Below are 25129 nucleotides of genomic sequence, written 5' to 3' on the forward strand. Positions count from 1 at the left end.
AACATCAGAACCACCATAACGACAACGACAGGAGGACAAAGCACATGAGCACACGCGTCGCGCTGATCGCGCACGACATGAAGAAGGACGACATCGTCACGCTGGCGGGCGAGTTCGCCGCCACGCTCGCGCAATGCAGTCTCGTGGCCACGGGCACGACGGGCGGCCGCATCGCGGCGGCGCACGGGCTGGAGGTCGAGCGCAAGCTGTCGGGCCCGCATGGCGGCGACCTGCAGATCGGCGCGGAGCTGGCCGAAGGGCGCGTCGACATGGTGATCTTCCTGCGCGACCCGATGACGCCGCAGCCGCACGAGCCGGACATCAACGCGCTGGTGCGCGCCTGCGACGTGCACAACGTGCCGTGCGCGACCAACATCGCGACGGCGCGCATGCTGCTCGACGACTTGCGCCTGCGCTTCGCGCGGGCGTCCTGAAACCAATCCGTGATGGAGGTGAACGAGCGATGACCAAGGCAATCCGATTCGACAAGGCAGGCGGCCCGGAAGTGATGAAATGGGTCGACGTGGAAGTGGGCGCGCCGGGCAAGGGCGAGATTCGCGTCAAGCATCATGCGGTGGGGCTGAACTTCATCGACGTGTATTTCCGCACCGGCCTCTATCCGATGCCGCTGCCCGGCGGGCTCGGCATGGAAGGCGCGGGCGAGGTCACGGCGGTGGGCGAGGGCGTCACGCAGTTCAAGCCGGGCGACCGCGTGGCCTACGCGTCGCGTCCGCCGGGCGCGTATGCCGAAGAGCGCGTGATGGCGGCGGATTATGTCGTCAAGCTGCCGGACGCGATCGGCTATGAAGACGCGGCGTCCATCATGCTGCAGGGTCTGACCGCGCAGTATCTGCTGCGCCGGACCTATCGCGTCAAGGCGGGCGATACCGTGCTGATCCACGCGGCGGCGGGCGGTGTCGGCATGATTGCGTGCCAGTGGGCCAAGGCGCTGGGCGCGACCGTGATCGGCACCGTGGGTTCGGACGAGAAAGCCGAACTCGCGAAGGCGCACGGCTGCGACCATCCGATCGTCTACACCCGCGACAACTTCACCCAGCGCGTGCGCGAGATCACCAATGGCGCGGGCGTGCCGGTGGTCTACGACTCGATCGGCAAGGACACGTATATCGCCTCGCTCGACTGCCTCGCGCCGCTGGGCCTGTTCGTGAGCTTCGGCAATTCGTCGGGGCCGCTGCCGCCGATCGATTCGTCCGAGTTCGCCGGACGCGGTTCGCTGTTCTTCACGCGTCCGACGCTCTTCAGCTATATCGCCAAACGCGGCGATCTCGACACCATGGCGGCGGAACTGTTCGACGTGGTCGCCTCGGGCAAGGTCAAGACCAACGTGCGCCAGCGTTATGCGCTGTCGGAGGCGGGCCGCGCGCACGAAGACCTCGAAGCGCGCCGGACCACCGGTTCGACCATCCTGCTGCCCTGATGAGAGAGCGGGACGGTTCGTGAACAATATCAACGAATAGAACATGAACGAGCCGTCCCCGACTGTCGTCCTGATCGAAGACGACAAGCAGATTCGCCGCTTCGTGCGCGTGTCGCTGGAAGCGCAAGGCATGACCGTGCACGAGGCGCTCAGCGGGCAGCAGGGCCTCGTCGAGGCGGCGACGCGCAAGCCCGACCTCGTGATCGTCGATCTCGGCCTGCCGGATGTCGACGGTATCGACGTGATCCGCGAACTGCGCGGCTGGAGCGGGCTGCCGGTGATCGTGCTGTCGGCGCGCACGCAGGAAGAGCAGAAGGTCGCCGCGCTCGATGCCGGCGCCGACGATTACCTCACCAAGCCCTTCGGCGTCTCCGAATTGCTGGCGCGGATCCGTGCCCATCTGCGGCGGCGCAATCAGGCGCCGGCCAGCGAAACGCCTGCCGTGAGCTTCGGCGACGTGAGCGTCGATCTCGCCTTGCGGCGCGTGACCCGGCACGGCGAAAGTGTGCATCTGACGCCGCTCGAATATCGTCTGCTCGCGGCGCTGGTGCGGCATGCGGGCCGCGTGCTCACGCACCGGCAACTGCTGCTGGACGTGTGGGGGCCGTCGCACGTGGAGAGTCCGCATTATCTGCGCATCTACATGGCGCATCTGCGTCAGAAGCTCGAACGCGACCCGGCGCAGCCGGAGCACATCGTGACCGAAACGGGCGTCGGCTACCGGCTCGTGGGTGTGCAGTGAAGCGGCCCTGACGTCGAGTCGCCGCTGGGTGATGCAGGGTTAGTGCATGCGGCGGGCGCGCGGCGTCTACACTCGGCCGGCAGTCCCCTGAGCGCTGTCGGCCCCGTTGCACAACCTGCCGAATGATCCCAAGCGCTCCCTCGCGTTGCCTGGGAGAAAGTGATGGACGTTTCCCGTGTCAGCGGCGCCCGCCCGGGCGCCGGGTCGTTTGCCGTTGCCGATGCGGATGCTGCTCTGTCCGTGGAGGCGTCGGATGCGCAAGGCGCGGGGCAGGAGCCGCACGATAGCCTTCCGGGCGCGACGGACCCGGACGATGCGCGGGCGTCTTCGGATACCGACTCGGCTGCGTCGGCAAACGACACAGGGACGCTGCCGGAGGATACGGGCGGAACACACCAGGCGGGCAAGACGGACCAGCCGGTCCAGTCGACCGCGTCCCTGATCCAGGCACGCGAGCGCGAGGACGATGTTGCGCCGTCCGCCGCGTCGCCACCGCTTTCGCATGCAGACGTCGCGCCGCGCATCGCGTCGCCGCGGCTTCAGCGTGCCGATGTCGCGCCGTCCGCCGCATCGCCGCTTGCGCGTGCCGATGTCACGCCGTCCGCCGCATCGCCGCTTGCGCGTGCCGATGTCACGCCGTCCGCCGCATTGCCGCTTGCGCGTGCCGATGTCACACCGTCCGCCGCATCGCCGCTTGCGCGTGCCGATGTCGCGCCGTCCGCCGCATCGCCGCTTGCGCGTGCCGATGTCGCGCCGTCCGCCGCATTGCCGCTTGCGCGTGCCGATGTCACGCCGTCCGCCGCATCGCCGCTTGCCCGTGCCGACGTCACGCCGTCCGCCGCATCGCCGCTTGCGCGTGCCGATGTCACACCGTCCGCCACGTCGCCGCTTCCGCGTGTCGACGTCACGCCGTCCGCTACACCGCCGCTCCCACGCGCCGACGTCACACCTCCGCTCCCGCGTACCGACGTCACACCGTCCGCCCCACCTCCACTCCCACGCGCCGACATCACCGCCGCGTCCCTGCCTTCCCACTCCACCGCAACCGAAGATCCGCTCACGCGCGTGAAGCGCGGGGCTTGCCAGGGCGCGCCCACGAACGCAGAGATCTTCCGCGAGCGGCGCGGCGGTGACCGACTGCGGGCGAGAGCGGCCGATTGCGTCAAGTTCGATCAATTCGACTACCAGAAGAAGTGCCGCTATCCGGAGACGGGCGCGTGCGACGGCATCGTTCTCGAAGCGATGCGGCGCATCGACCGAAGTGCGCAACTGCCCGATCGGACCTTGTTCTCGGAAGTCCAGGGCATGCGCAACGACGCCGATGCCGATTCGACCTCGGTCGCGCACCGGGACTTCTGCGAGCATGTCGACAACTTCCAGACCAACGCGTACAGGCTCGGATTCAGCCACTACACGCCGCTTGTGTCCAATCATCTCAAAGCGCGGTACGCGGCGCCCGCCGAGCGGTTGCGCGCCATGCGAGACGAATTCGCGCTGATGCAACCGGCCGACATGGCGTACCTTCAGATCGGCATGGAGGCGTCCGGGACCCTGCAGGAACGGGGGCATGCGCTGCTCGTGCAACGCGAGGAAAGCGACCGCTGGACGATCTTCGACCCCAACAACGGCGCCTTCCAGTACGGCAGCCGGACCGATATGCAGCGATCGCTCGAAAGCTATCTCGATGTCGCGTTCTCCGGCACCGAGTGGCAAGCCTCGCCGGTGCAGATGCAGGTCTATTCGCGGCACGGGCTGGAAGGCTACCCGCCCGCGCCCGTGCTCGCTTCCCGTGCGGGCACGCCGGGCTCCAATCCACCGGAGTCGGACTACGACTACCAACTGTACGCGGACACCGCGCTGCGGCCCTATCCGCTGACGCCCGCAGCGATCTTCGAAGGTGCAAACCAGCCGCTTGCGGGCGTCGATCGCAACGAGGCGCTGGCGAGCCATGCGTTGCGGATGGTCGGCGACTACGGGATGCCGGATTTTCGCAGCGCCCTCGAGCCGCTCGATCCGCGCGCGCCCGACCAGGCGCGCCGCCTGCAACTGGTCGACAGCCTGCGCCGCCAGCACGGCAGCACGCCGACCGCATCGTCCGTCGACGTGGCGCGCTTCATCCGGCACGCCGGCGAAAGCGCCATCGGCAGCGCGGAACACTTGATCAACAACCTGGCGACGAACTTCGGCTCGAACTACTTTGGCGACAGCGCGACGCGCGGTTCACCAAACACCATGGTCGTCATCGATCTCGCGCGCCAGACGCCGCCCGCGGACGAGTCGGCCAGCGGCTTCGCACGCAGCGACCCGCTCCTGATCCGCAGGATCACGCCGGGCGATGACTACCGCCGCGACCGGTACGAGCTCCTTGCACCGGACTACGGCGTGTTCGACTACGCCGACTTCGAGCACATGACGTCCGCCGTGAGGCGGGCGTTTCTTTCAGGCCGTCATACGGAAGGCGGCGTGAGGGATGCCGCGACGACGTGGTACGCGGAGGACAGCGACAGCGCCGCGGCCGGTCGCGCCGCGCTGTTCAACGCGCGTGCGGCGCTCAATCTCTCCTTTCCCGTCGTGCCCGTGGCCGATCTGCCACCTCCGGTCGCAACTGCGCTTCCCTTGCCGTCCGGCGCCTATCCGCACGCCGATTTCAAGCGCACGGCACAACAGGCGCAGGCGCCTGCGGAACCACGATTTCTGCTCAGGCCGTCCACGACGTCGCCTCAGGAGATGAGCGCGGATGGCGGATTTGCCGTGCCTGCGACTTCCCTGAAGGACGTCAATCTGGTCACTCACAATTTCGATGTCGGCTCCGGCACGCGTGATCCGGACAGCGCCGGCTTTCTTTCCACGTTCGCGAATCCTGCGGTCGCGCTTGACCGTCTCAAGTCCCAGTCGCGTGAGGGCTACGTCTACGCGATATCGCCCGGCCCCAATCTGGTGGACGTCAATGCCAGCCTGGGGCGTTTCGCGTTGGCGCCGAACAATCGCGAGTTCGCCGCGATGGGAACCATCGACGCCACTCAGGTGATCGGCTGGTGGGAGGTCAAGAGCGCGGGCGTGTCGCGTTTCACTTCGAATCCCGCGTATCGATGGGACGTGTACGGAACTCAGACTACCGCGGGCGCGCAACCGCAGCTCGCGCGTTTCCCGCTGGATTCCGCAGCATGGCGGGACGCCGCCTACAGCCCTCGGGTCATGACCGTCCGCGACGGAGGGGCGTTCAGCCATACGCCGAAGGTGAATCCGAACTTGACGCAGCTCGCGTTTTATAGCGATGCCATCCAGACGCTCGCCGAGGCCGATCGCCGGCAGGCCGCGCACGAGGAGTATCGAGGACCGATGACGCTCCACGCCTATGGCGGCGGCGTGGACCACCCGGCCATCCTCTATGCGGACGCGTCGGACAACGTGTATGTGAACTGGACTTATCGCGCAAGTACGCGGTACGCGAGCAACATCAAGCAGTTCGTGATGGGTTCGGATGGGCGGTTTCATTATCCGCGCGAGTGGAACAAGAGCTTGCGGGTCGGCTCGGACGGCTACCTCTACGTGGGCCCGGTCCCGTCGACGCCCAGCCTCAACGGCGTCTTCCGCTATTTCAACGGGCGCCTGGTGCATGTCGAAGATGGCAAGTTCCTGACGGTCGGTCACTCGGTCTATGTTCCGTTCGTCAGCGCGACCTCTGACTGGAGCCGGTCAGCCTGGAAATTGACCGACGAGCGCGGGAACAAGGTGACGCCGCCCCTTTCGAACCTGAATACGTATGGCTATGCGAGCGAGATCGGAACGAGCGCCCAGCTGTATCGTTTCGACCAGCGTCCGGAGTCGGCCTTGCCGGCGGGCGCGACGCATTTCGTCACCCAGCTTCCGGATCGCGGCCTCGAGGGCACGTTTCTCGACTGGATCCGCGGTACGCATCGCGAGGTGGCCGACACCATCCCGTGGCTGGAACGAAACAATGTCGCCTTTCTCTTCAGGGACGGTTTCTACGCTGTCAGCGTTCCGCCTGACGCGACCGGTAACAGCGCCGATACGCTGCAAGTGCGCACGCTGGGCGGAAGACTGGTCTACTCGACCAGGCGCAACCCTGTTACCGGCAACATGGACGAACGGCAGCACTCCCCCGTCGCGTCCAACTATTCCATTCGCGATGACGTCTGGGCGGACATTCAGGCCCGCGAGCGACAACGCGAGCGGCTGCGTGCCTTGCTGAAGGTCTGAGCGCCGTCCCGCAGGCGCTCATTGCTTCGGCGTGCAAGGCACATCAGCGCCGCCGCCCGTACCTCATTCCGCCGCCCCGGCCGGACGCGCGCGGCCCTGACGACGCGCACGCCGGGCTTCCGCGCGGATGCGGAAGCGGTCCATGTAGAGATAGACGACCGGCGTGGTGTAGAGCGTGAGCATCTGGCTGACGATCAGCCCGCCGACAATCGCGATGCCGAGCGGCGCGCGCATCTCCGATCCTTCGCCAGTGCCGAAGGCGAGCGGCAACGCGCCGAGCAGGGCGGCGGCGGTCGTCATCATGATCGGGCGGAAGCGCAGCAGGCACGCCTCGCGGATCGCGTCGCGCGGCGTGGCCGCGCCATGACGCGTGGCCTCGATCGCGAAATCGACCATCATGATCGCGTTCTTCTTCACGATGCCGATCAGCAGGATCACCGCGATGAAGGCGATGATGCTGAACTCGGTCTTGAAGAGCAGCAGGGCGAGCAGCGCGCCGATGCCCGCCGAAGGCAGCGTCGAGAGAATCGTGATCGGATGGATATAGCTCTCGTACAGCATGCCGAGCACGATGTACACGGCCGCAAGCGCCGTGAGGATCAGGATCGGCAAGGTGCTGACCGACTGCTGGAAGGCCTGCGCGGTGCCCTGGAAGCTGCCGTGGATCGTCTGCGGCATGCCGATCTCGGCCATGGTTTCGTAGATCGCGGCGGTGGCGTCGGAGAGCGACTTGCCCGGCGGCAGGTTGAAGGAGATGGTCGAGGCGACGAACTGGCTCTGGTGATTCACCGACAACGGCGTGTTGCCCGGTCCGAACTTCGCGATGGCCGACAGCGGCACCATGGTTTCCTTCGAGGTGGACACCGCCGCGCCCGACGACGAGCCGCTCTTGCCTGTGGCGGCAATCGCGTTGGTGGCCGAGTTCTTCACCGCGGCGAGCGCGAGCGCCGCGCTGGTATCCGTCGCGCTGGTGGAGGCGCCGCCCGCGCCGGTCGAGCCGGTGGCCGAGGTCGACGCGGTCGAGGTGGTGCCGGACGTGGTGGTGGATTGCGTCGAGGACGAACCGCTCGCCGTGCCGCCCGAGGTGCTGATCCAGATCTGCTTGAGCATCTCCGGGTCCTGCCAGTATTTCGGCGCGAGCTCCATGACGACGTGGTACTGCGACAGCGGGTTGTAGATGGTCGAGACCTGGCGCTGGCCGAATGCATCGTAGAGCGTGTTGTCGATCTGCGCGGGCTTGATGCCGAGCCGCGCGGCCGTGGAGCGGTCGAACGTGACCATCGATTCCAGTCCGCCCTGCTGCTGGTCGGAGTTGACGTCGGCGAGTTCGGGGCGCTTTTGCAGTGCGTCGGTGAGAATCGGCCCCCACTTGTAGAGATCGGACGTGGTGTCCGACAGCAGCGTGAACTGGTACTGCGCGTTGGATTGCCGGCCGCCCACGCGAATGTCCTGCACCGCCTGCAGGAAGGTGCGCGCGCCGGCGACATCGCCCAGCGGCGCACGCAGACGGTTGATGACCTGATCGGCCGAGACCTTGCGCTCGCCCTTCGGCTTGAGCGAGATGAACATGAAGCCGCTGTTGGTCGAGCGCCCGCCCGTGAAGCCGGCCACGCTGTCCACCGCCGGATCGGCTTCGACGATCTTCATCATCTGCGAGAACTTGCCTTTCATCGCCTGGAACGACGTGCTCTGGTCAGCCTGGATGCCGCCGATGATGCGTCCCGTGTCCTGCTGCGGAAAGAAGCCCTTCGGCACGATCACGTAGAGGAACACGTTCAGGAGGATGGTGGCGAACAGCGTCATCAGGATCAGCAGCGGATGCGCGAGCGACCAGTCCAGCGTGCGCGTGTAGCCGCCCTGCAGGCGCTGGAACTGGCGTTCGAGCCATTGCGCGATGCGGCCTTCTTCCCGGCGCTCGCCCGGTTCCTGGAGCAGGCGCGAGCACATCATCGGCGTGACGGTGAGCGACACCACCAGCGACACCGCAATGGCAAGCGACAGCGTCAGCGCGAACTCGCGGAACAGCCGCCCGATGATGCCGCCCATCAGCAGGATGGGCAGGAACACCGCCACCAGCGACACGCTGATCGACACCACCGTGAAGCCGACTTCGCGCGCGCCGATGATCGCGGCCTGCATGCGCGGTACGCCTTTCTCGACGTGCCGGGTGATGTTTTCCAGCACGACGATGGCGTCGTCGACGACGAAGCCCGTCGCGATGGTCAGCGCCATCAGCGAGAGGTTGTCGAGCGAAAAGCCCAGCAGGTACATGGCCGCGAACGTGCCGATGATCGAGATGGGCACGGCCACGCTCGGGATCAGCGTGGCGCGCCAGTTGCGCAGGAACAGGAACACGACCATCACGACCAGCGCCACCGCAATCGCGAGTGTGGCCTCGGTATCGTGCAGCGACGCGCGGATGGTGGTGGAGCGGTCGGCGGTCGGCGTGATCTGCACGTCGGCGGGCAGCGCGGCCTGTAGTTGCGGCAGCATCGACTTGACGCGGTCGATGGTTTCGATGATGTTCGCGCCCGGCTGGCGATAGAGAATCACCAGCACCGCGCGCTTGTTGTTGATGAGGCCGAGATTGCGCAGGTCTTCCACGGAATCGACCACTTCGCCGACGTCCGAGAGCTTCACCGCCGAACCGTTGCGGTACGCGACCACGAGGTCCTTGTACTGCGCGGCCTTGCTTGCCTGGTCGTTGGTGTAGAGCTGGATGCGCGTGCCCTTGAACTCGATCGCGCCTTTCGGGCTGTTCGCGTTCGCCGACGCCAGCGCGGCGCGCACGTCTTCGAGCCCGATGCCGTAGTGGAACAGCGCGCCCGGCTCCAGTTCGACCCGCACCGCCGGATTCGCCGAGCCGCTGACGTCCACTTCGCCGACGCCCGGCACCGTGGACAGCGTTTGTTGCAGCACCGTCGCGGCGGAGTCATAGAGCGCGCCCGGCGTGCGCGTGGGCGAGGACAGCGCGAGCACCAGAATGGGCGCGTCAGCCGGGTTCACCTTGTGGTAGGTCGGGTTGCTGCGCAGTGCCGTAGGAAGATCGGCGCGCGCCGCGTTGATGGCGGCCTGCACGTCGCGCGCGGCGCCGTCGATGTCGCGGTTCAGACCGAACTGGAGCGTGATGCGCGTCGTGCCGACCGCGCTCATCGAGGTCATTTCGCTGACGTCGGCGATGGTGCCGAGATGCCGTTCGAGCGGACTGGCCACGCTCGTTGCGACCGTCTCCGGACTTGCGCCAGGCAACTGCGCCTGCACCGAGATGGTCGGGAAATCGACCTGCGGCAGCGGCGCGACCGGCAGCCGCACGAACGCGAACATGCCCGCGAGCGCAATGCCGATCGCGAGCAGCGTGGTCGCGACGGGCCGGTCGATGAAGATGCGCGACAGGTTCATGGCTCAGCGTCCCTCGCCGGCAGCGGGCGTGCCCGGACTGCTGCGGTGAAAGCGCGCGCGCAGCTTGCGGGCGAGTGAATCGAAGCCGAGATAGATCACCGGCGTCGTGAACAGCGTCAACAGCTGCGACACGATCAGGCCGCCGACGATCGCGATGCCGAGCGGATGGCGCAGCTCCGAGCCCGCGCCCCAGCCGAGCATCAACGGCAGCGCGCCGAGCAGCGCGGCCATGGTGGTCATCAGGATCGGCCGGAAGCGCAGCAGACAGGCCTGGAAAATGGCCTCGCGCGGCGGCTTGCCTTCCTCGCGTTCGGCTTCGAGCGCGAAGTCGATCATCATGATCGCGTTCTTCTTCACGATACCGATCAACAGCACGATGCCGATGATGCCGATGATGTCCAGGTCGTGCCCGGTGATCATCAGCGAGAGCAGCGCGCCGACACCTGCCGAGGGCAGCGTCGAGAGAATGGTGATCGGATGGATGAAGCTCTCGTACAGCACGCCGAGCACGATGTACATCGTGACGATGGCCGCGAGGATCAGGAACAGTTCGTTCGAGAGCGACGCCTGGAACGCGAGCGCCGCGCCCTGGAAGCGGATCTGGAACGAAGCCGGCAGCCCGACGTCCTGCTTGGCTTGCTCGATGGCCTTCACGGCCTCGCCGAGCGACGCGCCCTTGGCGAGATTGAAGGACACGGTCGTGGCTGGGAACTGGCCGAGGTGCGTGACGAGCAGCGGAGCCGCGCGTTCGTGGAACTTGGCGATGGCCGACAGCGGCACCTGGCCGTTGGTCGCAGTGGAGGAGGGCAGGTAGATGCCGTTGAGCGTGTCGCTGTAGTGCGCGTCGCTGGGCTCGGCCTCCAGGATCACGCGGTACTGGTTCGACTGCGTGAAGATGGTCGAGATGATGCGCTGGCCGAAGGCGTCGTACAGCGCGTTGTCGACGGTGGCCGGCGTGATGCCGAAGCGCGCCGCCGTCGCCCGGTCGATCTCGATATACACCGACTGGCCGTTCTGCTGCAGGTCGGTTGCGACATCGGTCAGCACCGAGGTGCCTTGCAGGCGCGCGACGAGCTTCGGCACCCACTCCGCGAATTCGGACGGATTCGGGTCGGTCAGCATGAACTGGTATTGCGTCGGGCTGACCGTGGAGTCGATCGTCAGGTCCTGCACCGGCTGCATGTACAGCTTGATGCCCGGAATGTCCGCCACTTCGCCCTGGATGGCGCGGATCACGTCGCTCGAATTATTGCTGCGGTCGTCGCGCGGCTTCAGGTTGATGAGCATGCGGCCGCTGTTCAGCGTGATGTTGGTGCCGTCCACGCCGATGAACGACGTCAGGCTTTCCACGTCCGGATTCTGCAGGATCTTCTTCGCGAGCGCCTGCTGCTGGTCCGCCACGGCCTGGTAGGACGCGGCCTGCGGCGCCTGCGTGATGGCCTGGATCACGCCGGTGTCCTGCACCGGAAAGAAGCCCTTCGGAATGTAGATATAAAGCACCGCCGTGAAGACCAGCGTGAGCACGAACACGAACAAGGTGGCGTGCTGGCGGGCCAGCACCCAGTTCAGCGCCACCGCATAGCGTCCGATCACGTAGTCGATGAAGCGGTGCGCGCGCGCCTCGAAGCGCTTGCTGTCCTTCGGCGGCGTATGGCGCAGCAGCTTGGCGCACATCATCGGCACGAGGGTCAGCGACACGATGGCCGAAATCACGATGGTCACCGCCAGCGTGATCGCGAATTCGTGGAACAGGCGGCCCACGACATCGCCCATGAAGAGCAGCGGGATCAGCACGGCGATCAGCGAAACCGTCAGCGAGATGATGGTGAAGCCGATCTGCTTGCTGCCCTTGAGCGCGGCTTCGAGCGGCGACTCGCCTTCTTCCACATAGCGCGCGATGTTCTCGATCATCACGATGGCGTCATCGACGACGAAGCCGGTCGCGATCGTCAGCGCCATCAGCGAGAGATTGTCCAGCGAGAAGCCGCACAGGTACATGACCGCGAGCGTGCCGACCAGCGAGAGCGGCACCGAGAGGCTCGGGATGATGGTCGCGTAGACGTTGGCGAGGAACAGGTAGATGACCAGCACGACCAGCACGACGGAGAGCAGGAGCTCGAACTGCACGTCGCGCACGGACGCGCGGATGGTCGTCGTGCGGTCGGTGACCACGCGCACGTCGAGCGCCGCGGGCAGCGACTGCTGCAATTGCGGCAGGATCTGCTTGATGCTGTCCACCACCGCGATCACGTTCGCGCCCGGCTGGCGCTGCACGTTCAGGATAATGGCGGGTGTCGCGTCGACCCACGCGCCGAGCTTGGTGTTCTCCGCGCCCTGGACGATGGTCGCGACGTCGGTGAGCATCACCGGGCGGCCGTTGCGGTACGCGATCACCGCGCTCTTGTAGGCCTCGGCGTCGGTCAGCTGGTCGTTGGCGTTGATGGTGTAGGCGCGCGTCGGACCGTCGAAGTTGCCCTTCGGCGTGTTGACGTTGAGATTGGCGATGGTCGTGCGCAAGTCATCGATATTGAGCCCGTACGACGCCAGCGCGCGCGTGTTCGCCTGGATGCGCACCGCCGGGCGATTGCCGCCGCTGACCGACACCAGGCCCACGCCCGCCACTTGCGAAATCTTCTGCGCGAGACGCGTGTCGGCGAGATCCTGCACCTGCGTGAGCGGCAGGGTTTTCGAACTGACGGCGAGCGTCATGATGGGGGCGTCGGCGGGATTCACCTTCGCGTAGATCGGCGGCGCGGGCAGGTCGGAGGGCAGCAGGTTGCCCGCCGCGTTGATCGCCGCCTGCACTTCCTGCTCGGCGATGTCGAGCGGCAGGTCCAGGCTGAATTGCAGCGTGATGACCGAGGCGCCTGCCGAACTCTGCGACGACATCTGGTTCAGGCTCGCCATCTGGCCGAACTGCTTCTCCAGCGGCGCGGTGACGCTCGACGTCATCACGTCGGGCGAGGCGCCGGGATAGAAGGTCTGCACCTGGATGGTGGGATAGTCGACGGCGGGCAGCGCGGACAGCGGCAGGAAGCGCAGCGCGACCAGTCCGACCAGCATGATTGCCGCCATCAGGAGCGCCGTGCCAACCGGGCGCAGAATAAAAAGACGAGATGGGTTCATGCGGGATTCGTGACCTGAAGCTCGGGGTTACTGCTGCGATTGCGTCTGCTGACGCCGATGTCCGCCGTGATGCGCGCCCGAGGCGCCCGAGGCCGCAGCGGCGCTGGAAGCAGCCGATGCGCCCGAAGCACCCGAAGCACCCGAAGCACCCGACGCCGCGTTCGCCTTCTCCGCCGGGATCGTGATCTTCGCGCCTTCCTTGAGGCGGTCGGAGCCGTCGATCACCACGCGCTCGCCCACCTGCAGGCCGGACTTGATGCTGGTGCGCTCGCCGTCCACCGGGCCGATCTTCACGTTGCGCACGGTCACGGTGTTGTCCGGCTTCACGACATACACGAACGCGCCCGACGAACCGTTCAGCACCGCCGGCGTCGGCACGATGATCGCGTTCTTGATGACATCGACGAGCAGCTTCGTGTTCACGAACTGATTCGGAAACAGCATGCCGCCCTTGTTGTCGAAGGTGCCGCGCAGCTTGACCGTGCCGGTCGTGGTGTCGATCTGGTTGTCGACCGTCTCCAGATAGCCGGATTCGAGCGCCGTGGTGTTGGCGCGGTCGTAGGCCGTGACCGACATCTTCGTGCCCGCATGCAGCGGCTTCAGGATGGCGGCGAGGTTGTCCTCGGACGTGGTGAAGATGACGCTGATCGGCTGCAGCTGCGTAATGACGACCACGCCATTGGTGTCGCCGGTCGTCACGTAGTTGCCCGGATCGACCTGGCGCAGACCCACGCGCCCCGACACCGGCGCGGTGATGCGCGCGTAGGTCAGGTCGAGCTTGTAGGTATCGACGTTGGCCTGGTCGGACTTGACCGTGCCTTCGTATTGCTTCACGAGCGACGCCTGCGTGTCCACCTGCTGCTTCGCGATGGAGTCCTGCGACAGCAGGGTCTGGTAACGCTGCAGGTCGAGGCGCGCGGTTTGCAGCAGCGCTTCGTCGCGCGCGAGCTGGCCTTGCGCGTTGCGCAGCGAGATCTCGTACGGACGCGGGTCGATCTGTGCGAGCACGTCGCCCCTCTTGACCATCTGGCCTTCCTGGAACGCGACGTCCATCAGCGTGCCGTTCAGCTGCGTCTTCACCGTGACGTTGGCGAGCGGCGTGACGGTTCCGAGCGAATTGATGACCACGGGCATCTCGCCTTGCGTGACGCTCGCGACATGCACCGGCTGCGGCTGGTTCGTCGCGTTCGCGGCGCCGCGCCGGCCGCCTTGCCGCGCTTCATGCTGGGCGCCCGGAGCGCTCGTGCCATTGCGGTTCCACGGATGCCACCAGGCCAGCGCGCCCGCCACGATCAGCACCGCGATGATCAGCGGCACGATTCTGCGACGGCGGGTGGGTGCATAAGGGTGGGCAGCCGGCGAAGCGGGCGAGGGAGGCGTCGGGCGCGGTTGCCCTGAAGGATTCTTGTGGTCGTCCATCTGTTCGGTGGCTGGGTCTTTCGATTCTGTCTTGCGAGGACGCGGATGAGGAACCCATCACGGTTCGGGGAAGCGCGAACCGCCGGGCAGCGTGGGCTCGGGCACGTGGCGGGACCATCGGGAAGCGGTTGAAAAGCCGTCGCATGAAGCAAGCCGCAAGCCCGGCGGGGCGCCGCCACCGGCGAAGCATGATGCTACGTCCCGCGTTCGGACCCGTCCACCGGTCATTCTTTCGGCTGATTACGACTGTTACACGGACAGGCCGGGGAGCTTTCGACAGCTTTCGACGCGCCTGCGCCGGGCGCCAGGCGTCAGGGCCTGGCGGGGCGCTAGTTTAACCGGCCCGTGTGACTCAGCTTGCGGCGTGGGTGGCGGGCGCCGGATGGGTGCCGCCGATCTCGCGCACGATATGCCCGACACAGTCGAGCAGCGCGGGCGCGACCGTATCGATCAGCTTGTCGCGCGGGCATTGGTAGGCGGCGCCGCCGCAATTGACCGCATAGCGTTCCTCGGACGGGCCCACGAAGCCGGCCGCGACCGCGTTCAGCCCGTCGTGCCATTCGCCGATCGACATGGCGAAGCCGCGCCGCAGCGCGTCGTCGAGGCCAAGTTGCAGGCTGCTTGCGATGGACGGCCATTCGTCGCCCGAGGCGGTCTGCAGGCTGCCGATGAGCGCGCGCCGGTCGGTTTCGGAAAGCGCCGCGAGGTAGGCGCGCCCAACCGAGGTGCGGGTGAGGTCCATCCGGCCGCCTACTTCGAGCCGCGACACCAGCACGGCGGAGCGCGGACGAATGGCGTCGATGACGACCATCTCCAGGCGGTCGCGCACGGCGAGATGCACCGAGAGTCCGGTGCGCTCGGCAAGCTGAATCAGAAAAGGCCGCGCCCGAGCACGAATATCGAAATTGCGTAAGAATCCGTTGCTCAGTTCCAGCACGGACGCGGTCAGGACGAAGCGTTCGCTGTCCGGAAGCCGATACAGCAGGCCGGCGCCGACGAGTGTCGCCGTGATGCGCGACACGGTCGGCTTCGGAATGCCCGTCCAGTCGGTCAGTTCCCGGTTGCTGACGGGTGCATCGGCGGCGGCGATGCGGCGCAATACGTCGAGGCCGCGCGCGAGCGCGGTGACTTCCTCGCCATCTTTTTCTCGGGTTCTCTCTTTACCCGTTGGCTGGTCATTTTGCATGTAAGCCTGTTTTTTATGAAACATTGTTCCGAAGGTCGGGGGCGCGACATTCTACCGGGACAGATCACAAAGCTTGCAAGCGATGCAAGTCATGACGATAAGCTGCATCAAAGATGAACTTTTTAGTACAGAGTTCTTTTTTCGGTAATAAAGTTGGGCAGTTGCCCAGAGTCAGAAATTTTGCTTGACTTGGGCAACGTTCCCATAAAAAATGGAATTGAATTTCGAAACTCGATAGCGACGTGCGCTTTTGCGCTTCCCGTTCTCAGACTTCGGGATACGGTCTCTCAGGTTCTAGCACGGCCCTCGGAATGGCTAGAACTTTTAAGGCGCTGCGGAAACGTAGCGCCTTTTTTTTCGCCCATCGAAACCTGATGCTTTGACCCGAATATACCTGCAAAGCGGTCCGGCAAGTGGAATGAAATGCCTGCTTCCATACGCCTGGCGCCGTCCGGAACGCAAGCCTGGCTGACGTAAGGCCGATGACAGGACCCTCTGCTGTCCGCGCGCTTTCAGCCTCGATGGTTGAAGACGCGGCGCTGCTTCAGGATGCGTCTGCCACGAAGCAGCCAGTAAATGCTCGCGAGCATCAGGAGCACGGCGACGCACATGACGAACAGCGGCGAGATGCGTTCGGGCGCCGGCGGACTGGTCGCCACGAGCAATGCCGTGAAAAGTGCAACGCCGGCCTGGAAGAAGGAGCGGGCGGCCACGCTGCGGCGTAGACGGGGCGTGGTGAAACGCGAAACGGGTGGCCGTGCGAAAGGTTCGAACAGCATCATCCCTGCGGTAAGGGCGATGGCGGTACTCATGAAAAACATGGCGGGAGACTTTCGTGGAAGGCGGGACGCGAGGAAATATATGCGAACCGGCTAGCCTGCCAGAACTGGAAGTCTCCTAAATGTAGAAGTATTCCTCTAGCTGAAACAGTGCGTCTGATTTTTTCGGAATTTTGATCAGAACCCGCGTCTTGGGCCACTGCCAAGGTTTTCCTCTGATGCAAGGTTGGTTCAAGTCGCCGGCGCAAAGGCTTTTGCCCGCAGCGAGCAGGGCGTGGTTGACGAAGGCTGGACACGAGCAGCGTATGATGTGCGCCAGTTTTGACCCGGATCCGGCCCGCGAAGGTCGGCGCCTTGACGGGTTTTCAGCACTGCGCGCCGACGCGCACGCATTGCGACAGACGACACACGACGGAAGGCAACACCATGCAGATGACTCCCTTGACCCGCGTCGCGGTTGCGCTCGGAGCGCTCGCCCTTCTTGCGGCCTGCGAAAAGCACGACGCTACGGCCGGACAGGCGGCGGGCGCATTCAATAACCTGGCGAGCCAGACGGGCCAGAAGTTTGATCAGGCGGCGAGTTACGTCGGCCAGAAGGTCGATGCGGCGAAACAGTCGGCACAGCAGAATTTCGATAACGCCGGTTCGATGCCCGATATCTCCGCGAGCGGAGTGGCAGCTTCGGCGCGCGCCAACCTGGACAATGCGGCGAGCGCCACCCAGGCCGCGATCAACAACGCGGCAAGCGCGACCGGCGCGGGCCTGCAATCGGCGGGACGCAAACTGCAGGACTGGTCGTCGCGTCCGGACGGCACCCAGGCCGGAAGCCAGACCGGCGCTCAGCCGTCCGGCGCGACGGCCAGTTCGGATCCGGGCAATGCGCGCGCGGAAATGGATAAATAAGCTTTCTCCCGCACGGCAAGCGGCTCCATACGAACAGTCAGACGAATCGGCATGCAGCCGATGGCTAACATTCGGTTACGTCCGCATCGGACGGCCGGCAGTTCGCAGCCGCTAAACTGGCGGTCTTTTGAAAATCGGTAACGTCATGAAGTCATGCAAACGCGCGCGTGACGGCGCGTGGGCGTACGTCGCGATCTTCTGGCTGGCGACGTGCGCGCGCGTGCGGCGGGCGTCGCCGGCACTGGTGTTCGCTGTCCTGCTGTCCACCGTTTCCTTCGCGCATGCCGCAGCCGCGCTCACGCTGCCTTCCTTCGAAGAGCTGATCAAGCCCGCGACGCCCGCCTCGGCGCCGGACGCGGCGTCGAACGCAGCGACTCCGACGGCGTCCGACGCCGACATGGTGCGCTCGCTCGACACCCTCATCGGCACGCTCGACAGCGACCGGCAACGCACCGCACTGGTCGCGCAACTCAAGCGGCTGCGCGATGCGAAGCGCGCGGCGCTCGCCGGCGTCCCCGCGCCGGGCGTCGCGGCCGCGCCGGCCAGCGCCGACGCAGCGGACGCCAGCCCCGGCAGCGCTGCCGCGAACGCCGCGAGCGGCGCAAGCGATGCGTCGACGGCGGCGGTCGCGCCGGCATCGTCGGCGGCGTCGGTGGTCGCGAAGATGGCGCAGAACGCCGGCCTGCTCGGCGCGATTGCCTCGGCGGTCACCAACATCGAAGCGGACGTCAGGCGCGGCAAGACGCCGCTCGCCTACTGGATCGGCCGCTTCAACGCGGCCGGCAACGAGCTTTTCACGATCGTCACGAGCCAGAGCCGCGAGTCCTTCGGCCGCACGCTGTTCAATTACTTCGCGACGCTCGCCGGCTGGGGCCTGTGCGCCTTCGTGCTGGTCTATCTCCAGCGCCGCGTCCAGGCGCGCTACGGCATCGACATGGGGCTGCATTCGAACCCGACGACGGGAGAACTGCTGCGCTTCACGCTGCGCCGCGTCGCGCCCTATCTGTTCGCATTCCTCGCGGCGCTGAGCTTCACCCACTACATGCCGCTGTCGCTCGGCCGCACGCTGGCGATGGTCACCGCCTACGCGATCGTTGCGGGCGCGGTGTTCTCGGCCATCTGCCTGATCATGTTCTCGCTGTTCGGCTCGGCGCACCGGCGCGTGGCGGTCAACCTGCTGATCGTGCAGGCGCGCCGGCTGTTGTTCGTGATCGGCACGCTCGGCGCGCTCGGCGATGCCGCCGCGAATTACGACGTCGCCCAGCAACTCGGCACCAATCTCTCGGCGCTCATCTCGACCTTCGCGAACATGGGCGCGGCCGGCCTGACCGCGTATTTCGCGCTGGCGTTCCAGCGGCCCGTCGCGCACCTGATCCGCAGCCGCAGCTACGAGCAGCGCAACACGCGCAAGGCCGCGACCGAAACCTTCGAGGTGGTCGCGTCGCTGTGGCAACTGCCGCTGCTGCTGCTGGCGTCGGCCTCGGTGGTGGCGACGCTGATGGGCATCGGCACGTCCGAGAACGTGCTGCAGATGGCCATCGCGACCGCCGGACTGCTGGTCGTCGGCTTCTTCCTGTCGGCGATCGTCGTGCGCATCACGCGGCCGAAGTCGCGCAAGCCGCGCCGGCAGTCGGCGTATGTACGCAGGCTCGTGAAGTTCGTCGGCACGATGATCGTGGTCGGCGTGTGGCTCGTGTTCCTCGAACTGTCGTCGCGCTTCTGGGGCTTCTCGCTCGCGCACATGGCGGAGGAGAGCGTGGCCGCGCGCGGCATCACGCACGCGGTCGCGATGATCGTGCTGACCTTCTTCGTCGTGTGGCTCGTGTGGATCCTGATCGACACCGGCATCCAGGAAGCGCTCAAGCCGGATTCGACGCGGCGCGGCGGACGCGGCCCGAGCATGCGCGCACGCACGATGCTGCCGCTCGTGCGCAATGTCGTGTTCGTGTTCCTGCTGACGGTGGCGGCCATCGTCACGGCTGCGAACCTCGGACTGAACGTGACGCCGCTGCTGGCGGGCGCGGGCGTGATCGGCCTGGCGGTGGGCTTCGGCGCGCAGTCGCTGGTGGCCGACCTCATCACCGGACTGTTCATCATCATCGAGGACACCATTTCGGTGGGCGATTCGATCGAAGTGGAAGGCGGTCACGCGGGCATCGTGGAGAGCCTGACGATCCGCACCGTGCGCCTGCGCGACGGCCAGGGCGCGGTTCATGCCATTCCGTTTTCGCAGATCAAGACGGTGAAGAACCTGTCGCGCGATTTCGCGTATGCGGTGTTCGAAGTGCGCGTGCCGTTTTCGGCCGATGTCGATGAAGTCACGCAGATGATCCGCGAAGTCGGCGCGGACCTGATGTCCGACTTCCGCTACCGGCTGGAGATGCTGGGTCCGGTGGAAGTCTGGGGACTCGACCGTTTCGATCCGAACTGGATGGTCGTGAAAGGCCAGATCAAGACGCGGCCCCTGCAGCAGTGGAGCGTCGCGCGCGCGTTCAATCTGCGCATCAAGCGCAAGATGGACGAGGCCGGCATGGAGATTCCGGTGCCGCAGATGCATGTGCAGATGACGCGCGACACGCTCGCAGGCGAAGCGGCGGCGTTTGGACACGAGCGCGCGCGGCGCATCTGGACGGGCGAGGCGCCGCCCGCGGAAGAGCCCGAGGAGGCGATGGCGGGTCCGGCACCCGCGCGTCACAGTCAGATGAAGAACGAGGCAGCCGCGCTGCGCGACATTTCGCACGATCCGCAGGCCGCGCCGCCGCCGACGGATCAGTCCGTGCAGATTCCGCCGCAGATTCCCACGGCGCCGGAGCCGGGGAAGGGCTGAGCGGCGTGTGTCCTCGGCTGTGCGACGGGTTCAGGCAGCCAGCAGATCGTTGACGTGCGTGGCGATCTCCGCGCCCGCGACGCCGTAGACGTGCAGCGAGATGGCGCGGGTGGCGGCATCGGCGGGATTGCCGAGGCGATGGATCGCACCGCGTCCCGCTTCGACGCAGGACACCGCACCGGCAGGACGCGCATGACGGCGCACCGGCACCGCGTCTTGCGTGTGCATGTCCCAGCGATACAGCGTTTCCTCCAGCGTGCCTTCGATGACCGCGTAGCCGCACCAGGTCAGATGCCCATGCACCGGGCTGGCTTGCCCCGGTGCCCAGACCAGCGCGGCGATGGCGTAACGGTTGAGCGGATCAGCGGCGAGCAGATGGCGGCAATAGCGTTGTGCCTCGGCGGCGCGCTGCTCCGGGCGCAGCAGATCCGGTGCGGCGATCGCGCGCCGCAATGCCGCGCGCACGTGTTCTCCGAAGGCGTGGCGCGGGTCGGTTGACGCGGCATCGAAGGCGGCATCGAGTTCCTCGCACAAGGTGGCGAGCGCGTCGGCCGGCGGGGTGGGCGTCGCTGCGAAGGGCCGCGCCGGGCGGCTGACATGTTCGGATTGCATGGTCTTGGAACCGTGATATTCGTTGAAAAAGGCACGCTTCATTTATACCGGCTTGCCTCCAGAATTGGTTTCCATATAATTCCGCTCGGACATCCAGAAATAGAATAATTTCCTACCGGGGGTGCAGCATGGGAATGGACCTCATCGACCGCAAACTGCTCGAACTGCTGCAGAACGACGTCACCATGCCCATCGCCGAGCTGGCGCAGCGGGTCAACCTGTCGCAGACGCCGTGCTGGAAGCGCGTGCAGCGTCTAAAGGAAACCGGCGTGATTCGCGCGCAGGTGGCGCTGTGCGATCCGAAGAAGCTGGGCGTGGGCACGACGGTGTTCGTCGCGGTCCGCACCAACCAGCACACGCAGACCTGGGCGGAAGATTTCACCCGTGCGGTGCGCGACATTCCGGAAGTGGTCGAGGTCTACCGGATGAGCGGCGAGACCGACTATCTGCTGCGCGTCGTGGTGTCCGATATCGACGACTACGACCGCGTCTACAAGACCCTGATTCGCGCGGTGCCGCTGTACGACGTCAGTTCGAGCTTCGCGATGGAGCAGATCAAGTATTCGACAGCGCTGCCGGTGCGGCCCATCGCCGAGTTTCCCTGACTCTGAATCCGCTGAAGCACGGCGCCGGCATGGCCCGTGCGACATCGTCCCGCAATCCAACTGAAAACCATCGCGGGTACCATGTCGGGTCTCTCCGAAACCGCGTCACGAAGCGCATTGCCCATGATCGACGATCCCCGCCGCCCCGCCGGCAAGCCCAGAAAGAATCCGACGCGCGCCATCAGCGTGTTCATCGTGGTGGTGGTGCTGATCGTCATCGGCACGGTGCTGTTCAATGCGATCCGCGAGAAGCGCGAGTTCGACCAGCAGAACACGCCCGCCGCGAGCGACGTGCGTCCCGCGTTGCCCGCCACGGGCGCATCGCAATAGCCGACGCAGCCACGCGCCCGCTAGCGGACCTCACACCGGCAGGCGGATCTGCGTCGCGTCCTTGCTGATCAGCGCCGACGCGCTCAGCATCTGCTTGCATTGATGCGCCAGCAGCTTCAGGTCGTGGAGCGCATCGGGCGGCAGCGCCTGCGCGCGTTCGGCTTGAATGACCATGGCGTCGAGTTCGCGGCGCAACTCCTTCAGCGCGTCGCTCTGTGCGGGCGTTGCGTCGGCCCGAGGCGCAGCGGGCAGTTCATCCTGCGCGTCGGCCAGATGCTCGCGAACCATGCCGAAGGTGCGCTGCACCGGCTCGAAGCGCTGACCGTCCTGGCCAGACGTCTCGTTGAGCGATTGCAGCAGCGGCGCGGCCGCCGTGATCTGCGAGGCGAGCACATGGCTCTGCACGAGCAGGTCGTTCAACTCCGCTACATAACGCTGCTGCGCCTTCGGTTCGAGCATCATGCGCTGGAAGGCCTGCGCCAGATTGGCGAAGGCGATGTGCACGTTCTTGCGCGCCAGCCGATAGCGGAAATCCCGGTCCAGCGCGGTGGCGGCGACCGTCGCGGCGGCGGACGCGCCCTTGCTGGCGGTGGCCGCCGTGCTCTCGCCGATGCTCACCGCCGCCAGCTTCTGCGCCGTCGCGTTCGCGGCCTTCACGGCCGAGTCCGCGACGACTTCGGGATCGAGCGGCGCGGTGGCGGCAAGCGGCTCGTTCGCTGCTTCGGCGCTGGCGGGCGCGGCGACCGGCTGCTCCGCGGGTGACGCTGCGGCGCCTGCGTTGGCATCGGCGAACACGGCGGGGTTGACGTTCGCCTCCGGCGCGGCGGCGCGCGTCTTGTCCGGTTGCGCGGATGCCTTCGCCTTCCACCACCAGCTCGCTTCCAGATAGTTGCGCGTGGCGGATAGCAGATCCTTCACGAGCTTGCCCATCAGCCGGTATTCCCAATAGGGGAACAGATGGCTGGCCGCGATGGCGATCGCGCAGCCCACTACCGTATCGATCGCGCGCTCGCCGATCAACCGGAGACTGCCCGGCGCGAGCAGATGGAACATCAAGAGCACATACGACGACGTGAACACGACGCTCGCCGCATAGTTGAAGAGCAGCAGGCTGTAGCTCATCACCATCGACGCGAACATCACGATGAGCAGGATATGCGGCTCCTTCACGAACAGAATGAGCGCGATGGTCACGCCGCAGCCGATTGCCGTGCCGATGATCCGCTGTGTGTTGCGCTGCTTGGTCAGCGAGTAGCCGGGCTTCAGGATGATGACGGTGGTCATCACGATCCAGTAGGCGTTGGTGAGCGGCAGCAGCCGGCCGAGCCAGAAGCCCGCGCCGACCGCGATCGTCACGCGCAGCGCGTGTCTGAAGCTGGGCGACGACATCGTCAGGTTCGAGAAGATCTGCATGTACGGCACGCGCCGGCTCGAGATGAAGCGTGACAGCGCGTGGTCGATCTGCACTTCGGTTTCGGTCGCGCCGGCGTCATCGCGGGTGCGGCGGCGCATCTTGTCGATCAGGCGCGTCGCGCTCCAGAGCCGGCGGAACACGGCGGCGGCCGCCGCGTAGGCTTCCGGATTCTTCTCGGGCAGGCCGTTCTTGCGCATCAGTTCGAGTTCATATTCGATCGCGCGCAGTTCGGCCTTCATGCTGATCTGCCGGCCAGCGGCACTGTTCTGCAGCACGGCGAGGCCGATTTCCTCGAGATCGGCGCTGGCCTTGCGCATGAGGTCGCGATAGAAAATCAGCACGTCCGAGCCTGCGAAGGTCTTGCGCACCAGCGGATAGTCGGTATGGGCGCCGACGAAAAACTCGTGCAGGTCCACCACGTTGATGAACAGATTGAAGAGGCGGGCGCGGCGCGCGTCGAGCCGGCCGCTCTTCAGCTTGGGCAGGTTGCGCAGCACGATGTCGCGGGCGGCTTCCTGACGCTCGACCGCGGCAATCTGTTTTTCGATCAGCTTGCGATAGCACTCGTCGAGATCGGCGTCCCCGTCGTAGAAATCGGCGCGCGCGAGCAGGTATTCGGCGCAGCTGAAGATGCTTTCGGCGAGCGCCTGCTGCTCGATGCGATAGACCAGCAGCCGGCTCACGAGCGTGGCCCAGTAGGTGTACCAGAGACCGCCGAGCAGGATCCAGGAAGAGTTGATGAGCGCCTGGAGCGGCGTGAAATGGTCTTCGAGCGTGACGACCATCATGAACAATGTCGCGAAGCTGATCTGCGGCCAGCGGTTGCCGTAGACGACGATCAGCGAGAGCACGAAGGTCAGCGGCACGATGGTGAGCCAGAGCGTCAATGGATGCGCGGTGGCGATGCCGGTGGCGAGCGAAGAGAAGAAGCCGATGAAGGTGCAGGCGAGCATCTCGTTGTGCTTGTGCCTGAGCGGGCCGGGCATGTCGACGACGCAGGCGCCGAGGGCGCCGGTGGCGATCGTGAAACCGAGTTCGCGATTGTGGAACACGATGAGCATCAGGACCGCGGGGAGCGACACGCCGAGCGCGATGCGCAAGCCGCCGAAGAAGTATTGGCTGTAGATGAACTTCCTGATTTCGAACGAATAGCGCATCGAGGTTTTTGGGTTTGACGGCTCGGCGGGGGAAGGGGTTCGACGGGGTCGGGTGAGTCTAACCCATGCGGGTGGGGAGGCAGGTTACATGCCTGGGGGGCGCTCGGGGGCCTTCGCTTTGGGTTGTTTGTGCTTGCCTGCGCTTTCATGGAATACCTGTGTTCGCGTCGGTCTATTTGCACTGCCCCTCCCCGGGGCGGGGTTCTGCGCTCTCGACCCTTCGCGTAGGTTGCTTGTGTTCGCCTGCGCTTCCATGGACTTCCCGTTATCACGTCGGTCTATTAGCACTGCCCCTCCCCGGGGCGGGGGTAACTTTCTTTGCGGCTGCAAAGAAAGTCACCAAAGAAAGCAGCTTTCTTACCGCCCAAGGACCACCCAGCGGCGCGACACAGAAACACCTCACTGGCCCTGCACTAGCGAGTGCCCTCATAGGCCCCGCCGGGCGTGGACCGCGGACCCACTGTGAAATCGCACCACTGAACAGACTGGTGCAGCCATTGAAAGCGCCGGCCCAGCGCTACGCGCTGCCGAAGGGTATGCAAGGGAAACCAACGAGGGAGCGGGGCGGGCCGGGGCGGTGAGACGGATGCGTTAGCAACGAAGCACCAGCCGACCCGAATGACCGGTCGGCGGCGCGTAGCGCAGCGCCGGAGCATGCAGGCGCTGCACCAGTCAGTTCAATGGTGCGATGTCACAGTGGGTCCGCGATCCAAGCCCGGTGAGGCCTGTGAGGGCACTCGCTACTGCCGGGCCAGAAACAAGGTTCTGTGCTGCGCCCGTAACTTGACCTTGGGCGGTAAGAAAGCTGCTTTCTTTGGTGACTTTCTTTGCAGCGGCAAAGAAAGTTACCCCCGCCCCGGGGAGGGGCAGTGCTAATAAACCGACGCGAAAACGGGAAGTCCATGAAAGCGCAGGCAAACACAAGCAAACCCACGCGAAGACCCAGAGCGACACCCCCCGCTTTGCTATGC

The 25129-nt window shown here is 65.8% G+C and carries 15 protein-coding genes; 8 read left to right on the top strand and 7 right to left on the bottom strand.

The features are described 5' to 3' along the window. Nucleotides 1–44 precede the first annotated feature (44 nt). From QCE88_RS06430 to QCE88_RS06445, 4 genes are all read left to right on the top strand, one after another. On the top strand, nucleotides 45–434 hold the full coding sequence (locus tag QCE88_RS06430; protein ID WP_309807847.1) for a methylglyoxal synthase: 390 nt from the start codon (nucleotides 45–47) through the stop codon (nucleotides 432–434). 29 nt (nucleotides 435–463) lie between these two features. Continuing rightward, complete coding sequence (locus QCE88_RS06435) at nucleotides 464–1438, top strand: quinone oxidoreductase (RefSeq protein ID WP_309900226.1); 975 nt, start codon at nucleotides 464–466, stop codon at nucleotides 1436–1438. A gap of 43 nt (nucleotides 1439–1481) precedes the next feature. Continuing rightward, nucleotides 1482–2180, top strand: coding sequence for a two-component system response regulator KdpE (gene kdpE / locus QCE88_RS06440; RefSeq protein ID WP_309900228.1), 699 nt, complete (start codon nucleotides 1482–1484; stop codon nucleotides 2178–2180). A 162-nt stretch (nucleotides 2181–2342) separates the two neighbouring features. Next, on the top strand, nucleotides 2343–6401 hold the full coding sequence (locus tag QCE88_RS06445) for an enterotoxin A family protein (RefSeq protein WP_309900230.1): 4059 nt from the start codon (nucleotides 2343–2345) through the stop codon (nucleotides 6399–6401). A 63-nt stretch (nucleotides 6402–6464) separates the two neighbouring features. Here the strand turns inward: QCE88_RS06445 and QCE88_RS06450 are convergent, their stop codons facing one another. The 5 genes from QCE88_RS06450 to QCE88_RS06470 form a co-directional block, all read right to left on the bottom strand. After that, complete coding sequence (locus QCE88_RS06450) at nucleotides 6465–9800, bottom strand: efflux RND transporter permease subunit (protein WP_309900233.1); 3336 nt, start codon at nucleotides 9798–9800, stop codon at nucleotides 6465–6467. Nucleotides 9801–9803: 3 nt separating this feature from the next. Continuing rightward, nucleotides 9804–12926, bottom strand: a complete 3123-nt coding sequence (locus QCE88_RS06455; RefSeq protein WP_309900235.1) for an MdtB/MuxB family multidrug efflux RND transporter permease subunit — start codon at nucleotides 12924–12926, stop codon at nucleotides 9804–9806. Nucleotides 12927–12953: 27 nt separating this feature from the next. Further along, the gene (locus QCE88_RS06460; RefSeq protein ID WP_309900237.1) at nucleotides 12954–14345 is read right to left on the bottom strand and encodes an MdtA/MuxA family multidrug efflux RND transporter periplasmic adaptor subunit; all 1392 of its coding nucleotides are present in this window, start codon (nucleotides 14343–14345) and stop codon (nucleotides 12954–12956) included. Nucleotides 14346–14697: 352 nt separating this feature from the next. Beyond that, nucleotides 14698–15531 (bottom strand): IclR family transcriptional regulator, encoded by an 834-nt coding sequence (locus tag QCE88_RS06465; RefSeq protein WP_309900239.1) that lies wholly within the window; start codon nucleotides 15529–15531, stop codon nucleotides 14698–14700. A 512-nt stretch (nucleotides 15532–16043) separates the two neighbouring features. Then, nucleotides 16044–16343, bottom strand: a complete 300-nt coding sequence (locus QCE88_RS06470) for a hypothetical protein (protein WP_309900241.1) — start codon at nucleotides 16341–16343, stop codon at nucleotides 16044–16046. Between the two features lie 393 nt (nucleotides 16344–16736). On the opposite strand from QCE88_RS06470, the gene QCE88_RS06475 reads away from it, so the two are divergent. Both QCE88_RS06475 and QCE88_RS06480 read left to right on the top strand, forming a co-directional pair. Continuing rightward, nucleotides 16737–17213 carry a hypothetical protein gene (locus QCE88_RS06475; protein ID WP_309900243.1) on the top strand — a complete coding sequence of 159 codons (477 nt, stop codon included), beginning with the start codon at nucleotides 16737–16739 and terminating at the stop codon, nucleotides 17211–17213. Between the two features lie 145 nt (nucleotides 17214–17358). Further along, on the top strand, nucleotides 17359–20040 hold the full coding sequence (locus tag QCE88_RS06480) for a mechanosensitive ion channel family protein (protein ID WP_309900244.1): 2682 nt from the start codon (nucleotides 17359–17361) through the stop codon (nucleotides 20038–20040). 30 nt (nucleotides 20041–20070) lie between these two features. Here QCE88_RS06480 and QCE88_RS06485 read toward each other — a convergent pair whose 3' ends face one another. Continuing rightward, a complete protein-coding gene (locus QCE88_RS06485; RefSeq protein WP_309900246.1) occupies nucleotides 20071–20694 on the bottom strand; it encodes a cysteine dioxygenase family protein in 624 nt (207 codons plus the stop codon). Nucleotides 20695–20786: 92 nt separating this feature from the next. Here QCE88_RS06485 and QCE88_RS06490 point away from each other — a divergent pair, with 92 nt between their 5' ends. Beyond that, complete coding sequence (locus QCE88_RS06490) at nucleotides 20787–21257, top strand: Lrp/AsnC family transcriptional regulator (protein ID WP_309900248.1); 471 nt, start codon at nucleotides 20787–20789, stop codon at nucleotides 21255–21257. 123 nt (nucleotides 21258–21380) lie between these two features. Beyond that, a complete protein-coding gene (locus QCE88_RS06495) occupies nucleotides 21381–21587 on the top strand; it encodes a hypothetical protein (RefSeq protein ID WP_309807862.1) in 207 nt (68 codons plus the stop codon). Nucleotides 21588–21617: 30 nt separating this feature from the next. Here QCE88_RS06495 and QCE88_RS06500 read toward each other — a convergent pair whose 3' ends face one another. Further along, nucleotides 21618–24158: an FUSC family membrane protein gene (locus QCE88_RS06500; RefSeq protein WP_309900250.1), complete on the bottom strand. Its 2541-nt coding sequence runs from the start codon at nucleotides 24156–24158 to the stop codon at nucleotides 21618–21620. Nucleotides 24159–25129 lie beyond the last annotated feature (971 nt).

The organism is Caballeronia sp. LZ035 (assembly GCF_031451175.1).
Taxonomy (GTDB): Bacteria; Pseudomonadota; Gammaproteobacteria; order Burkholderiales; family Burkholderiaceae; genus Caballeronia.